Origin of the sequence: Neisseria lactamica (assembly GCF_901482445.1) — a bacterium.
In the GTDB taxonomy this organism is placed as follows: Bacteria; Pseudomonadota; Gammaproteobacteria; order Burkholderiales; family Neisseriaceae; genus Neisseria; species Neisseria lactamica.
Genome location: NZ_LR590477.1, coordinates 181,250 through 195,518, shown reverse-complemented (window position 1 = coordinate 195,518; position 14,269 = coordinate 181,250). Strand labels below are relative to the sequence as shown.

The window sequence follows — 14,269 nt, the reverse complement described above, 5'->3', positions numbered from 1 at the left end:
CCGCCATTTTACTGCCATTTGTTTATTAAATTAGGGACTGTACTAGATAACGGTTAAAAATCCCATTCGAACGAAATGGCAAGGTTTATACCGTCGTTGTCCCTAACGCGCAATCAGCAACATTATTGCCGATTCTCCGAGAGAAAGTTAAGTCTGATGGCATTGTGTATACGGATACCTTTCGTAGTTATGATGTACTTGATGTCAGTGAATTTAGCCATTTACGCAAGTTTTCCAGTATTTGACTGGTAATTTAAAACAATCGGAATTTGTCCCATTTCCGGTATTTGACGGGCAATTTAAAACAGTCGGAAGTTGTCCCATTTGTCGGCCAAGTCTTTACTTGCTTGGCCGTTTGAATTTAAAAAGCAGTCTATCTACTTTCCGACCTTTTTTCCTGTTGTAAGGTCTATAATCCAATAGCATTCCCAAAGAGCATTTTGGACGGTATTTAAAGGAATGTGAATAGCGTTTTAACAACAGTGAAATAGAATCTAAAATTCGGATTCGAAGACAATTAGTTAATGGGAATTTGGTCTAGTTATCTAGTACAGCCCCTTTTAATTTCGCCGACGACATCGCGGCTGTTGCGATAGCGAATCCAGCCGATTTTCGGGAGATACAGGCGGTTATTTTGTTGTTCCAGTTTGCAGCCTTGCGGAAAGCGAAAGTTCTCTTTCAAGCCTTTTTTCTTGAATTTCGGGAAGCCGGAACGCTTTTGAAAGAAGTTTTTGAACGCGCTTTCAAGGTCTTTTAACGACTGTTGCAAAACCTGACTGTGGCAGTCTTTCAACCAGGTTAATTCACGTTTCCATTCGGGCAGCAGATTGGCTATTTTCGTATAACTGAACTTGACACTGTTATCTTGCCCATATTGCTCATTCTGCCAAACCAACGCCTGATTAAAGACAAAACGGGAACAGCCGCAAAACTGTTTCATTTTGCTGATTTGTTCGCCGTTTGGCATGATTTCGAACTTAAAGGCTTTGCGTATAATCATAGTGGTATGATTATACCTTTGGTTTGTGTTTGTGCCTTATATCTCCGCCCTGAAGGACGGAGTTTTACGGCACAGGGCTGATAAAGAAAAGGTACGTTCTTTTTGAGAATACTCAAAACCCACCCTTTCAAAGCAGTAGGATTTAGATTTGTTTAACAAGAACTCACCCTTTCCAAATCGGCACGGCGTTGACACATTTGTCAACCTGCCCTCATATCGGGCACTTTTTTAAACAGCCGGTAAAAGTTTTCCGTCGTATATGCCGCAACCTGCTCCAATGTTTGATTCCGCAATTTGGCAATATGTTCGGCGGTATGGCGCACAAAAGCCGGCTCGTTCTGCCTGCCGCGCTTGGGAACGGGGGCGAGGAACGGCGCATCGGTTTCCACCAAAATGCGGTCGTCCGGAACGTATTTCGCCGCCTCCTGAACCAAGGGTGCGTTTTTAAAGGTAACGATTCCTGAGAAAGAAATGTAAAGCCCCAAATCCATTGCCGCTCGGGCAAAACCGATGTCTTCGGAAAAACAGTGGATAACGCCCGAATTAACCCGGCATTCTTTCAGGATAGACAAGGTATCCGCCGCCGCATCGCGCGTATGGACGATAACGGGCAGTCCGGTTTGATTGGCGGCTTCGATGTGGTCTGCAAAGCGTTTGTGCTGCCAAGACAAATCGCCTTTGCACCAGTAATAATCCAAACCCGTCTCGCCTATGCCGACCACTTTCGGCGAGGCGGCTGCGGCAACCATTTCCGCAATGGAAAATTCTTCGGCTTCCTTGCTGTCGGGATGTACGCCTATGGTGCAGTAAATGTGTCCGTGCGCTTCGGCAATGGCGGACACTTCGGCAAAACTCTGCCTGCTGACGCTGATGGCAAGCGCCTGACCCACGCCGTTTTCCTCCATATTGGACAAAACTTCGGGCAGGCGTTCTTTCAAACCTTCAAAATTGAGGTGGCAGTGAGAATCGATGATATACATAGCGTTACATCGTAAACGTGGGTTTGCCGCTGCCGAGCACGCTGCCCAACTCGACTTCGATTTGGTCTTTGAGCTTCAGGCAGTTTTCGTGTTTTGTAAATGCCAGCCCCACCCCTTTGGGTTTGGAAGAAGTGCGCGCCGGATTGATCCACGCCACCTGTGTCGGCAGGAACAATTTGGGATAATTGAGAATTTCCACGGCAAGCAGGATGTCCTCCCCGATGGAAAGCACGTCGTCGGTCTGCACAAACAAACCGCCATACTCCAAAAACGGCATATATGATTTATAAAGCAGGCTCATTTCCTGCAATTTCAACGACATCATCTTTACCGGGATATTTTGTCCGTCTGACATAACTCACCCTTTCCCTTTCTTTAATTCCAAATAATCGATAAGCAGAGATTCAATCTGCATTTTAACGTTTAAAGTATGAAACCCGTAAGGGGCGAGCCTTTTCAGCATATCCTCTGCGGCAAACACATTGCGCGGGCTAAAACCGGATGCCGTCTGAAGCAGCCGGGCCTCATAAGAAGGATAGTAGGCAGGTTTCATATTGTGCAGGCACAGACCCAAATCGGCCAGCCATTTCTGCATCCATTCGACAAACACGGCAAGCGGCAGCCCTTCCTTCTCGAACAAGGCGGCATAATCCAAAATCTTCAACAACCTCGGTTCTGCCAAAATATCCAACAGTCCGGCCCGCAACGCACGGACACCGTCCGCCTCTTCAAACAGCGGCGCGCCCGAATGGAACGCCAAAAATTCTTCCGGTTCCTCCACGCCCCTTTCGCGCAGATATGCCGATGCCTCCTCATAGGAAGGCGCAGGCAAAACCATTTTCCGGCAGCGGCTTTTAATGGTCGGTAAAACCTTGTCCGCCGCGTGGCTGACCAGCAAAAAGACCACTTGGGGAGGAGGTTCTTCCAACACTTTCAACAAACTGTTGGCGGCCTGGACATTCATACTTTCCGCAGGATGGATGAGTACCACGCGCAAACCGCCCCGTACCGAAGTCAGATACACGTTATCGATAATTTTCCTGACGGCATCGATTTTAATCTGCAACAGTTTGCGCCCGTTTTCGGATTCGTCCGACAAGGGGGTGATTTCGTAAAAATCCGGATGGCTGCCTTGTTCAAAAAAATGACAAGAAGCACAAGCCCCGCAAGCCCGGTGATCCGGACTCGGGTTTTCACACAATAATGCTTGCGCCGCAAAGCGGGCAAACTCGGTTTTCCCTATGCCTTTTTTGCCGGCAAACAGCCAAGCATTGGGACGGCGCTCCCAATGTTCCGCAATCTGCCGCCATTGCTCATTATGCCACGGATAAATCATTTCAAACCATCCGTCCGGGAATCCATACCCTTCATCAGAGCAATTCCAAATCCGGTCCGGAACTTTGCGCGCGGCGGCTTCTCAACTGAACAGCCAAACGCAAATCATGCGCCGAATCGGCATTTTTCAAGGCATCCTGCAAGGAAATATCGCCTTTTTCATACAATTGGTAAAGGTGTTGGTCGAAGGTCTGCATACCCAGGGTAGTGGATTTTTTCATCACTTCTTTGATTTCATGGATGTTGCCGTTGTGAATCAACTCCGAAATTAGGGGCGAATTGAGCAGCACCTCGACTGCCGCCACCCTGCCCTTGCCGCCGTCTCGCGGAACGAGGCGTTGCGAAATAAACGCCTGAAGGTTGAGCGACAAATCCGTCAGCAATTGTTCGCGCCGCTCCTCGGGGAAAAAGTTGATGATGCGGTCGAGTGCCTGATTGGTGCTGTTGGCGTGCAGCGTCGCCATACACAAATGCCCCGTTTCGGCAAAGGCAATGGCGTAGTCCATTGTTTCGCGGTCGCGGATTTCGCCGATAAGGATGACATCGGGTGCCTGCCGCAGCGTGTTTTTCAACGCCGCCATCCAGTTTTCCGTATCCACGCCAACCTCGCGCTGGGTGATGATGCAGTTTTTGTGTTCGTGGACAAATTCGATCGGGTCTTCGATGGTGATGATGTGTCCGAACGAATTTTCATTGCGGTAATCGATAAGCGAGGCAAGCGAAGTCGATTTGCCCGAGCCGGTGCCGCCGACAAAAATAACCAGCCCGCGTTTTTTCAGCGCGACATCCTTCAAGACAGGCGGCAGGTTCAGGCTTTCAAACTTGGGAATCTTGCTGGTAATCGCGCGGAATACCAACGCCGTTGCGCCGCGCTGTATCATCGCATTGACGCGGAAGCGGCTGGTGTCCGGCAGGCTGATGGCGAAGTTGCACTCGTTGGTCGATGAAAATTCTTCCGCCTGCTTCGCACTCATAATCGAAAAGGCGATTTCCATACATTTTTCCGCCGTCAGCGGCGTATCCGTGATGCGGGTAATTTTGCCGTCCAGCTTCATCGCGGGCGGGAAATGGGTCGTCACAAACAGGTCGGAACCTTTGTTTTTGTTCATATGGCGCAGCCAGGCGAACAGTTCTTCCTTTGCAGTCATATTTTCACCGGCAAACATCTTCATCCCCCAATCTTCAAACAATCTGTATCTTCCCATTCTACCAAAAACCCGCCGTGCCGTCTGAACCGGTTTCAGACGGCATTGACGTTCTGCCCCGCCCAACCCCGCCCCTTTAACGTGTATAATCCGGCACTTATCCGAAACTCACAACAGGCTGTCAATATGTCTTTGAAAACAGTGGCCGTTATCGGCGCGATGGAACAAGAAATCGAGCTTTTGCGCGAGGCGGCAGACAATGTAAAAACCTTGTCTTTCGGTCAATTTACCGCCTACGAAGGGCATTTGTCGGGCAGGCGCACCGTGCTTGCCTTAAGCGGCATCGGCAAGGTCAACGCGGCAGTTGCAACGGCCTGGCTTATCCATCAGTTCGCACCGGACTGCGTCATCAACACCGGCAGCGCGGGCGGCTTGGGCAAGGGTTTGAAAGTCGGCGACGTGGTTGTCGGCACGGAAACCGCGCACCACGATGTCGATGTAACGGCGTTCGGCTATGCTTGGGGGCAAGTGCCGCAACTGCCGGCAAGGTTTGCTTCAGACGGCGTTTTGATTGAAGCGGCAAAACGGGCGGCGCGGACGTTTGAAGGCGCGGCGGTAGAACAAGGCCTGATTGTCAGCGGCGACCGCTTCGTCCACAGCAGCGAAGGCGTGGCGGAAATCCGCAGCCGGTTCCCCGAAGTCAAGGCGGTGGAAATGGAAGCGGCGGCAATCGCCCAAACCTGCCACCGGCTCGACACGCCGTTCGTCATCATCCGCGCGGTTTCCGATTCGGCGGATGAAAAAGCAGACATCAGCTTTGACGAATTTTTGAAAACGGCGGCGGCAAGTTCCGCAAAAATGGTGGCAGAGATTGTCAAATCTTTATAAAACCTTTATCAAACTTATGCCAAAACAGCGGTTTTCGGCTAGAATGTCGGGCTGTTTATCCCGTTGCGCCCGACATTCGGACGCAGCGCCGTTTGTTCAGACGGCATTTCCCAAACCCACTGTCCGACATTCAAAACAACTCTAATGAAAAATATCCGAAATTTCTCCATCATCGCCCACATCGACCACGGCAAATCGACGCTTGCCGACCGCTTCATCCAATATTGCGGCGGCTTGGATTTGCGCGAAATGAGTACGCAGGTGCTCGACTCTATGGACATCGAAAAAGAGCGCGGCATCACCATCAAAGCACAAACCGCCGCACTCAACTACAAAGCACGCGACGGGCAGGTGTATCAGCTTAATTTGATTGACACGCCGGGACACGTCGACTTCTCTTATGAAGTATCCCGTTCGCTGTCCGCCTGCGAAGGCGCGCTTTTGGTGGTTGACGCGTCGCAGGGCGTGGAAGCGCAAACCGTGGCGAACTGTTACACCGCGATTGATTTGGGTGTGGAAGTCGTGCCGGTTTTGAACAAAATCGACCTGCCCGCCGCCGACCCCGAACGCGTGGAACAGGAAATCGAAGACATCATCGGCATCGATGCCGTCGGCGCGGTGCAGTGTTCCGCCAAAAGCGGTATCGGCGTGGAAGATGTTTTGGAAGAAATTGTTGCCAAAATCCCTGCGCCGACCGGCGACGAAAACGCGCCGCTGCAAGCCGTTATCGTCGATTCGTGGTTTGACAACTATGTCGGCGTGGTTATGCTGATCCGTGTGAAAAACGGCATCATCAAGCTGAAAGACAAAGTGCGCTTTATGAGCACCAAAGCGGAAACGCAGGTCGAGCAGCTGGGCGTATTCACACCGAAATCGGTTCAAAAACAAGAACTGAAAGCCGGCGAAGTAGGCTTTTTGATTACCGGTGTAAAAGAATTGGGACAGGCGAAAGTCGGCGATACGGTTACTTTGGTTGCCAATCCTGCCTCTGAACCGCTGCCCGGTTTCCAAGAAGTGCAAAGCCAGGTATTCGCCGGACTTTATCCCGTAGAAAGCCACGACTACGAAGCCTTGCGCGATGCTTTGGAAAAATTGCAGCTGAACGATGCTTCGTTGAAATTCGAGCCTGAAGTTTCCCAAGCATTGGGCTTCGGCTTCCGTTGCGGCTTCTTGGGTCTGTTGCACTTGGAAATCGTGCAGGAACGCCTGGAACGCGAGTTCGATATGGATTTGATTACCACCGCGCCGACGGTGGTTTATGAAGTCGTGTTGAAAAGCGGCGAAAAAATCGAAGTCGAAAATCCGTCCAAACTGCCCGACATCGGCAGCATCGAAACCATACTCGAGCCAATTATTACCGCAACCATCCTTGTGCCGCAGGAATATGTCGGCAATGTCATGACTTTGTGCAACCAAAAGCGCGGCGTGCAGGCCAATATGCAATATATGGGCCGCCAAGTCATGCTGACTTATGATTTACCCATGAACGAAGTGGTGATGGATTTTTTCGACAAACTCAAATCCACTTCGCGCGGCTATGCTTCGTTGGACTACCATTTCAAAGAGTTCCAACCGTCTGATTTGATTAAGCTGGATATTATGGTCAACGGCGAAAAAGTCGATGCCTTAAGCCTGATTGTGCATCGTCAAAGCGCCGTTCACCGAGGCCGCGAGCTGGCATCGAAAATGCGCGAACTGATTCCGCGCCAAATGTTCGACATCGCCGTCCAAGCCGCCATCGGCAGCCAGATTATCGCCCGCGAAAACGTCAAAGCCCTGCGTAAAAACGTTTTGGCGAAATGTTACGGCGGCGACATTACCCGTAAGAAAAAACTGCTTGAAAAGCAAAAGGCAGGCAAACGCCGTATGAAACAAGTGGGCAACGTGGAAATTCCGCAAAGCGCGTTCTTGGCGATTTTGCAGGTGAGCGACAAATAATATTTCGGCACATAGGGCGGCGCGTCGGGAACACCCCTCAAACCGCCCTGATTTCAGGGGCACGCGCCCGCAAACAAATTTTGCAATTTGCCGCCTTAAAACGGTTGCACGGACAGGCGGGTTTTTAAGCATTAAGGAACAACAATGAACACAATGCTAATGTCGGGCGCGGCTGCCGCGCTGCTTGCCGGCATCATCCTTTATTTCAAAAGCGACAAGAAGCGGCAGGAAAACGGTGAATGGAGTTCCGGCCTCGAATACGCCTATATCCTGACGGCGGTCGGCGTGTTTGCCGCTTTGTCCCTGTTTATGAGCTTTACCGCCGTTTTCCTGATTTTCGTTGTATTGTGCGGTACGGCTTGGGGGGTATATAAATACCGCCTGAAGACTCATCCCGAAATCTCGGAAAGCAGCCACTTCGGCGATTATTTCGGCGGTTTCTTCCCTACCGTTTTGGTATTGTTCCTCATCCGGTCGTTTATTGCCGAACCGTTCCAAATTCCATCCAGCTCGATGCGCCCGGGCCTGATCAAGGGCGATTTCATTTTGGTCGGCAAATTTTCCTACGGCTTGCGCGTACCCGTTTTAAACAATGTATTTATCCCCACAGGCAAAATCGAACGGGGCGATGTCGTTGTTTTTAATTATCCTCTGCAGCCGGAGATGACCTACATCAAGCGTATTGTCGGCATTCCGGGCGATGTGGTCGAATATCGGGATAAAGTTCTGACGGTAAATGGAAAACCGGCTTCCGAAATTCCTAACGGCACATACCGTTATCCCGACGACACCGACCCTTCCGAAATCCACAACACGGATATGTTCCGCAGCGGTTTGGACGGCAAATCCTTCAATATTCTAAAAAAAGAAGGACAGCCTGCCGTTTCCCTACCCGTATTGGGCAAATATACCTCCGATATTATGTCTGAAAACGGATATTCCATAGAGCAAAGCGGTTTGGAACACTGCCAATATGCCGACGACGGCAGCGGTTTCGTGTGCAAAGTTCCCGAAGGACGCTATTTCGCTATGGGCGACAACCGCGACAACAGTGCCGATTCGCGCTACTGGGGATTTGTGGATGACAAGCTGGTTGTCGGCAAGGCAATGTTCATTTTGATGAACTTCGGCGATTTCGGCAGAGTCGGCACGGCAATCCGTTAGGTCGGAAAATTACGCCGGAACATCAAAAATGCCGTCCGAACCCTGTTTCAGACGGCATTTTTATCATCAAACGCCTTGTTTCCCTGCCGGCAACCTCGGGGATAATATAGTGGATTAAATTTAATCCACTATATTTCCGTTTGTGTGGAAACCCATCCCATTGAATAAAGGGCATTTCGTCCGACTGACGGTGTGGGCGGCATATGGAAATACGGACATTATTTTAGTTGCATTGCCATTCCTGCGGAGGCGGCTTTTTTGATTCTGCCCGCCCCGATGCCGTCTGAAAGGGCTTCAGACGGCATTTTCCGCTCCGCGCCGTTGCCGGCGTGTTTGGTCTTGCCGGTTTTGACTGCCTGCCAGTTCAATCGTACGCAGGTTTGCCACGGCAGAAAACCTGATGCCGGACGGAGTCAAGGCTCGGACTGCTGTTCCAGCGAACCGAGGTAAATTGCCGAGAGCGTCAGTGCCACCCCTGCCCACTGCACGCCTTCAATCGGTTTGCCCAATACAAAATAATCGATGACCAAGGCGGCAACCGGTTCGGACAAAAGCAGCAGCCCCGTCAGCGACAGGGAAAGCAGCGGAATCGCATAGGCAACCATCGCCCACGCGAAGCACTGCATCACCACGCCGTACACAAGCACCAAACCGGCATCTTTCCAAGTCGTCGGATAAAGCGCGCCGCCGTCCATCAACAATGCCGGAACAAGCAGCGATACCGCGCCGCCCAAACTCAAAATCATCATTGAAGGGAAAAGTGCCACCGGCTCGACTTCATGAGTCTTGCGGACGAACACCATCGACAGGGCAAGCATCAGTCCCGACACCAAACCGCTGGCAAACCCCCAAACCGCATTGCCGTTGTATCCGAATTCCGCACCGGCAATCATCGCCACGCCGGCAACCGCCGACATCAAGCTTGCCGCTTGCAGCCTGCCCAAACGCTCGCCGAAAAAGAAAACACCGATTGCGGACAAGAAAAAGATTTGCAGGCTGTTGAGCAGGGTGGAAATACCCGGCCCGACCGCGTGTATGCTTTCGTGCCACAACGCCAAATCGAAAGCAAGGAACACGCCCGCCGTCAGGGCATATCGGACGGTTTTCCTGTTTTTTGGGAATTTTTGCCCGAAAAACCGTGCCAAAAACCAAAATACGAACACCGAAATCAGCAACCGCCAAAATGCGATTGCATACGGGCCGACGTGGACGAATCTGACAATCAGGCTGCCCAGACCGAACACCACGCAACCCAGCACCAGCAATGGTGCGGCATATTTTTTGCCGTCCACAATATCCCCTCCTCTCCCCATACGGCTGCCGCGCCGCCGGCAAAAATGCCGCCATTCCGAAAATCCGAAAATATGCCGTCTGAAGCCCAAAGCCCCGGCTGCGCCCGGACAAACGGCTGATTTTACGGGCAGGCCGGCTATTTTCCGTTGGGGCAAAATCCGTCCTGCCGGATAAAACCCGAATAAAAAATATTTCCCTCAAGCAATGCGGCGATACCAACACCTGATTAAAACACAACCGGCGTTTTCGGCATATACGCAAAAACGCATTTTCCGGCACGGCGTTACACCGATACCGAAAAATGCGTCTGAATGTTTCGACAATCCGATTAAAGCATTACGCCAAATCGGCAAACAGGGGCGTGGAAAGATAGCGTTCGCCATAAGAAGGCAGCAACACGACTATCAATTTGCCTTCGTTTTCAGGCTGTTTGGCAAGCTGCAACGCGCTCCAAACCGCCGCGCCGGAAGAAATGCCCACCAAAATGCCTTCTTTTTCCGCCATTGCGCGGGCGGTTTCAAACGCCGCTTCGTTCGGGACTTTGGCGATGCTGTCGTAGATTTTGGTATTCAAAACAGTCGGGATAAAACCGGCGCCGATACCTTGAATCGGGTGCGGGCCTTTTTCGCCGCCGCTCAATACGGGGGAAGCCTCAGGCTCGACGGCAACCACTTTAACTTCGGGTTTGTATTTTTTCAATACTTCGCCCACGCCGGTTACCGTACCGCCCGTGCCGACACCGGCAACGAAGACATCGACTTTGCCGTCCGTATCCCGCCAAATTTCCTCGGCAGTTGTTTTGCGGTGGACTTCTGGGTTTGCCTCATTGTCGAACTGGCGCGGCATAAAATAAGTGTCGGGATGCGCGTCCACCAAGGATTGCGCTTTGGCAATCGCGCCCGCCATACCTTCGGCGGCGGGGGTCAGAATCAGCTCCGCGCCAAACGCGCGCAACAGCATTTTGCGCTCTTTGCTCATGCTTTCCGGCATGGTAATCGCCAGTTTGTAGCCGCGTGCCGCACATACCATCGCCAAACCGATACCCGTATTGCCGCTGGTTGCTTCGACAATGACGGTGTTTTTGTTGATTTTGCCCGCTTTCTCGGCAGCCTCAATCATTGCTTCGGCAATGCGGTCTTTCACGCTGCTGCCCGGATTGAAAAATTCCAGCTTCACGGCAACTTCCGCCTTCAGTCCTTCGGTCAGGCGGTTCAATTTGACCAAGGGGGTGTTGCCGATCAATTCGGTGATGCTGTTTGCAATTTTCATCTTCTGCTCCTGAATAATAAGGTTTCGACAGTAAGGCGCAATCCCCATCGGCATCCCGTCCGATTGCAAGAGATTTGCGCCGAACCATAAACAAATTTCGGATATGGCTTTATCCTAAACCTATGCCGACTAAAAAACCAATACCCAAAATTTCTTTCTTTATAACTTTTTGTTCCGATACAGACGGCATCACAATCATCTGCCGATTTCGGCAAGCAGCATCGCCGTTACCGCAACCTGCATCAACGCCGCCGCCAACACGCCGAGTCGCAACTGCGAACCGCCGAACGTTGACGGCGGCTGCCGGTCTATACCGCAGCGGTGGACATAGGCAACCGCCATCAGCACAAACTGCAACACAAACCAATAAACCGGCTTCAGCGCATAAAGTTTGAGCAGTGCCGCAAACACAAACACTTGAACCGTTCCTGAAAAGCAATAATGCACCAACGCACATATTCCGACAAAAGCAAGCGTCATCGATACATTACTGACGGCAAACAGCCCGAGCAGCGGATGTTCGGGGTCTGCCTGCCATCCGTTTCCATCCGTTTTCCGGTTCCAATGCCCGATGAAAAAAAATATGCTGCCCAAAGTCAGGTAAAAATGGGGGATGAACAAAGGCGCGGCGTGGGTCATTCCCCATATGCCGGGCATCAGTTTCGCCCCCAAAACCGATATGCCGAGCCACAGCACGACACTCGCCCAAAACCATTGCAACATTCCTGCGCGGAATATCAGAAACAGAAAAACCGCCGCATACAGTAAAGCAGACAAAAAATCCAAATGCAGCAAAATCATGAATACGCCAACTCGCCTTCAAACACGGTTTCCGCAGGGCCGGTCATCATCACATCGCCGCCGCGGACCCATTCGATATATAAAGTTCCGCCCGGCAAAACCGCCTCTATCGTTTTCCCTTCATCCAACAGCCCCAAACGGATACCCGCCGCCACAGCCGCACACGCGCCCGTACCGCAAGCTTGGGTTTCGCCCACGCCGCGCTCGAACACGCGCAAACGAATCTCGGTTCGGCCGACAACCTGCATAAAGCCGACGTTGACGCGTTCGGGAAACTGCCTGTGCGCTTCGATAAGCGGACCGGTTTCGCGCACCGGCGCGCATTCCACGTCATCCACCACAATCACCGCATGGGGGTTGCCCATATTGACGCAACTGACAGGCTGAATGCCGGATTCGAGATGCACCCCGTAAATACAGGCATCATCCCCCTCGCCCGATTCGGGGACAAACGGTATTTCAGACGGCATAAACTTCGGTTTGCCCATATTGACCGTAACCATACCGTTATCGGACAGTTTCGGAAAAATAACGCCCTTCGCCGTTTCAACGCAAATTTCTTTCTTATCGGTCAAACCCTTGTCTGTGACAAAACGGGCAAAACAACGCGCTCCGTTGCCGCATTGCTCGACCTCGCTGCCGTCGGCATTGAAAATACGGTAACGGAAATCCACGCCTTCGGTTTCCGAACGCCCGACCACCAAAAGCTGGTCGAAGCCCACGCCCCGGAAGCGGTCTGCCCATTCCGCAATCGGCGCGTCCTCCGGGGTAAAATCCTGACTGACCGCGTCAATCACCATAAAATCGTTGCCCAAACCGTGCATTTTGGTAAATTTTAAAGTTTTCATATCGAACCAGACTGATACTAGATTGTTATATTCTAACGATGGATTGCTATATATAACAACTGATCATTATATCTCTGCAACACAAATTGGAACTTGGAAATAGGAGTATAACTTATGCAATTAGAGATTATCGGTAGTAAAATTTATACGGAACAAGATTTTCATAATCAAATTTCAAAAATATTTTCTATACAAAATTATTATGGGAACAATCTTGATGCTTTGTGGGATTTATTGAGCACAAATGTAGAACGACCGATTACTTTGGTATGGAAAGATGCTATGTTCTCAAAAAATCAATTAAAAAGTATATTTATTGAAATAGTAAAGGTTCTAGAAAGAGTTAAGAAACAAGATGAGGATTATGGATTCGAAGAAAAATTTAATTATATTTTAGAGTAAGCAAACCCTAATTACATTACTTACACAGGCTTAAAACTCCCCGGAGCCAATTAAGATTGTTCCGAAATCCCGTATCGTCTGTTGCTTCCGAATCCGAAATCCCCGTGCCGGAGGGAAATACTTCCATCTCCCGCCGCCTGAGGATTAAAATGAGCCATTATACTGTTTGTCAGCCCTTACAAGAAACACAATGTCCCGCCTGTTCCTGCTGCTTTTCCCTTGGGCAATCCTTGCCGCCTGCACCCGAAACATACCGGCAAACCCCACCGTTTCAAATTGCGCGCATCTTCAAAACCGCACCGTCCTGTATTTCGACGCACACGGCAAACCCGCCGACAGCGCAGTAAAGGGCGGATTTTACAGGACTGTCGAAATTCATGACACAAACCGCATCCTTATTCAAGACTTTAACAGCACGGGGAATGCCCTCACCAAACCCTATTGGTCGGACTGCCGGAAATTATCCGTTTTCCCCGACAAACATCTGACCATGAGCCGTCCATGAACCACGACATCACTTTCCTCACCCTGTTCCTGCTCGGCTTCTTCGGCGGAACGCACTGCATCGGTATGTGCGGCGGATTAAGCAGCGCGTTTGCGCTCCAACTCCCCCCGCATATCAACCGCTTTTGGCTGATTCTGCTGCTCAACACGGGACGGATAGGCAGCTATACGGCAATCGGCCTGATGCTCGGATTAATCGGACAGGTCGGCGTTTCACTCGACCAAACCCGCGTCCTACAAAATATTTTATACACCGCCGCCAACCTCCTGCTGCTCTTTTTAGGCTTATACTTGAGCGGTATTTCTTCTTTGGCGGCAAAAATCGAGAAAATCGGCAAACCGATATGGCGGAACCTGAACCCGATACTCAACCGGCTGTTACCCATAAAATCCATACCCGCCTGCCTTGCTGTCGGAATATTATGGGGCTGGCTGCCGTGCGGACTGGTTTACAGCGCATCGCTTTACGCGCTGGGAAGCGGTAGTGCGGCAACGGGCGGGTTATATATGCTTGCCTTTGCACTGGGTACGCTGCCCAATCTTTTGGCAATCGGCATTTTTTCCCTACAACTGAAAAAAATCCTGCAAAACCGATATATCCGCCTGTGTACAGGATTATCCGTATCATTATGGGCATTATGGAAGCTTGCCGTCCTGTGGCTGTAACACTCATTAATTCCCGATACCCGTAAAAAATGCCGT

General features: G+C 50.9%; 16 protein-coding genes and 1 pseudogene. 7 read left to right on the top strand and 10 right to left on the bottom strand.

Annotation, left to right across the window (positions count from 1 at the left end):
- Positions 1 to 68 precede the first annotated feature (68 nt).
- Positions 69 to 227, top strand: a pseudogene (locus FGL10_RS01150) (IS1595 family transposase); the annotation flags it as partial.
- Between the two features lie 314 nt (positions 228 to 541).
- Here the strand turns inward: FGL10_RS01150 and FGL10_RS01140 are convergent.
- The 5 genes from FGL10_RS01140 to FGL10_RS01120 all read right to left on the bottom strand — a co-directional run bounded on the left by FGL10_RS01140 (position 542) and on the right by FGL10_RS01120 (position 4,481).
- Positions 542 to 1,000 (bottom strand): RNA-guided endonuclease InsQ/TnpB family protein, encoded by a 459-nt coding sequence (locus FGL10_RS01140; RefSeq protein WP_003708074.1) that lies wholly within the window; start codon positions 998 to 1,000, stop codon positions 542 to 544.
- Positions 1,001 to 1,200: 200 nt separating this feature from the next.
- Positions 1,201 to 1,980 (bottom strand): TatD family hydrolase, encoded by a 780-nt coding sequence (locus FGL10_RS01135; RefSeq protein ID WP_003708070.1) that lies wholly within the window; start codon positions 1,978 to 1,980, stop codon positions 1,201 to 1,203.
- A gap of 4 nt (positions 1,981 to 1,984) precedes the next feature.
- Positions 1,985 to 2,335, bottom strand: coding sequence for a PilZ domain-containing protein (locus FGL10_RS01130; RefSeq protein WP_003708068.1), 351 nt, complete (start codon positions 2,333 to 2,335; stop codon positions 1,985 to 1,987).
- Positions 2,336 to 2,338: 3 nt separating this feature from the next.
- Positions 2,339 to 3,316, bottom strand: a complete 978-nt coding sequence (locus tag FGL10_RS01125) for a DNA polymerase III subunit delta' (RefSeq protein ID WP_003708066.1) — start codon at positions 3,314 to 3,316, stop codon at positions 2,339 to 2,341.
- 34 nt (positions 3,317 to 3,350) lie between these two features.
- Positions 3,351 to 4,481, bottom strand: coding sequence for a PilT/PilU family type 4a pilus ATPase (locus FGL10_RS01120; protein ID WP_036469395.1), 1,131 nt, complete (start codon positions 4,479 to 4,481; stop codon positions 3,351 to 3,353).
- A gap of 165 nt (positions 4,482 to 4,646) precedes the next feature.
- Here FGL10_RS01120 and FGL10_RS01115 point away from each other — a divergent pair, with 165 nt between their 5' ends.
- The 3 genes from FGL10_RS01115 to lepB all read left to right on the top strand — a co-directional run bounded on the left by FGL10_RS01115 (position 4,647) and on the right by lepB (position 8,450).
- The gene (locus tag FGL10_RS01115) at positions 4,647 to 5,348 is read left to right on the top strand and encodes a 5'-methylthioadenosine/adenosylhomocysteine nucleosidase (protein WP_003708062.1); all 702 of its coding nucleotides are present in this window, start codon (positions 4,647 to 4,649) and stop codon (positions 5,346 to 5,348) included.
- Between the two features lie 144 nt (positions 5,349 to 5,492).
- On the top strand, positions 5,493 to 7,286 hold the full coding sequence (lepA, locus tag FGL10_RS01110; protein ID WP_003708059.1) for a translation elongation factor 4: 1,794 nt from the start codon (positions 5,493 to 5,495) through the stop codon (positions 7,284 to 7,286).
- A 144-nt stretch (positions 7,287 to 7,430) separates the two neighbouring features.
- The gene (gene lepB, locus FGL10_RS01105) at positions 7,431 to 8,450 is read left to right on the top strand and encodes a signal peptidase I (protein WP_003708057.1); all 1,020 of its coding nucleotides are present in this window, start codon (positions 7,431 to 7,433) and stop codon (positions 8,448 to 8,450) included.
- 218 nt (positions 8,451 to 8,668) lie between these two features.
- Here the strand turns inward: lepB and FGL10_RS11920 are convergent, their stop codons facing one another.
- The 5 genes from FGL10_RS11920 to dapF form a co-directional block, all read right to left on the bottom strand.
- Positions 8,669 to 8,818: a hypothetical protein gene (locus tag FGL10_RS11920; RefSeq protein WP_003708054.1), complete on the bottom strand. Its 150-nt coding sequence runs from the start codon at positions 8,816 to 8,818 to the stop codon at positions 8,669 to 8,671.
- A gap of 45 nt (positions 8,819 to 8,863) precedes the next feature.
- On the bottom strand, positions 8,864 to 9,763 hold the full coding sequence (locus FGL10_RS01100; RefSeq protein ID WP_003708052.1) for a DMT family transporter: 900 nt from the start codon (positions 9,761 to 9,763) through the stop codon (positions 8,864 to 8,866).
- A 316-nt stretch (positions 9,764 to 10,079) separates the two neighbouring features.
- A complete protein-coding gene (cysK, locus tag FGL10_RS01090; protein ID WP_036469372.1) occupies positions 10,080 to 11,012 on the bottom strand; it encodes a cysteine synthase A in 933 nt (310 codons plus the stop codon).
- Between the two features lie 195 nt (positions 11,013 to 11,207).
- Positions 11,208 to 11,813 carry a hypothetical protein gene (locus FGL10_RS01085; RefSeq protein ID WP_003708048.1) on the bottom strand — a complete coding sequence of 202 codons (606 nt, stop codon included), beginning with the start codon at positions 11,811 to 11,813 and terminating at the stop codon, positions 11,208 to 11,210.
- Complete coding sequence (gene dapF, locus FGL10_RS01080; protein WP_003708046.1) at positions 11,810 to 12,661, bottom strand: diaminopimelate epimerase; 852 nt, start codon at positions 12,659 to 12,661, stop codon at positions 11,810 to 11,812. Before dapF ends, FGL10_RS01085 begins: the two co-directional genes overlap by 4 nt.
- 114 nt (positions 12,662 to 12,775) lie before the next feature.
- Here dapF and FGL10_RS01070 point away from each other — a divergent pair, with 114 nt between their 5' ends.
- The 3 genes from FGL10_RS01070 to FGL10_RS01060 all read left to right on the top strand — a co-directional run bounded on the left by FGL10_RS01070 (position 12,776) and on the right by FGL10_RS01060 (position 14,233).
- Positions 12,776 to 13,063, top strand: a complete 288-nt coding sequence (locus FGL10_RS01070) for a barstar family protein (protein ID WP_003708044.1) — start codon at positions 12,776 to 12,778, stop codon at positions 13,061 to 13,063.
- A gap of 190 nt (positions 13,064 to 13,253) precedes the next feature.
- A complete protein-coding gene (locus tag FGL10_RS01065) occupies positions 13,254 to 13,568 on the top strand; it encodes a hypothetical protein (protein WP_003708042.1) in 315 nt (104 codons plus the stop codon).
- Positions 13,565 to 14,233 carry a sulfite exporter TauE/SafE family protein gene (locus tag FGL10_RS01060; protein ID WP_003708040.1) on the top strand — a complete coding sequence of 223 codons (669 nt, stop codon included), beginning with the start codon at positions 13,565 to 13,567 and terminating at the stop codon, positions 14,231 to 14,233. Before FGL10_RS01065 ends, FGL10_RS01060 begins: the two co-directional genes overlap by 4 nt.
- Positions 14,234 to 14,269 lie beyond the last annotated feature (36 nt).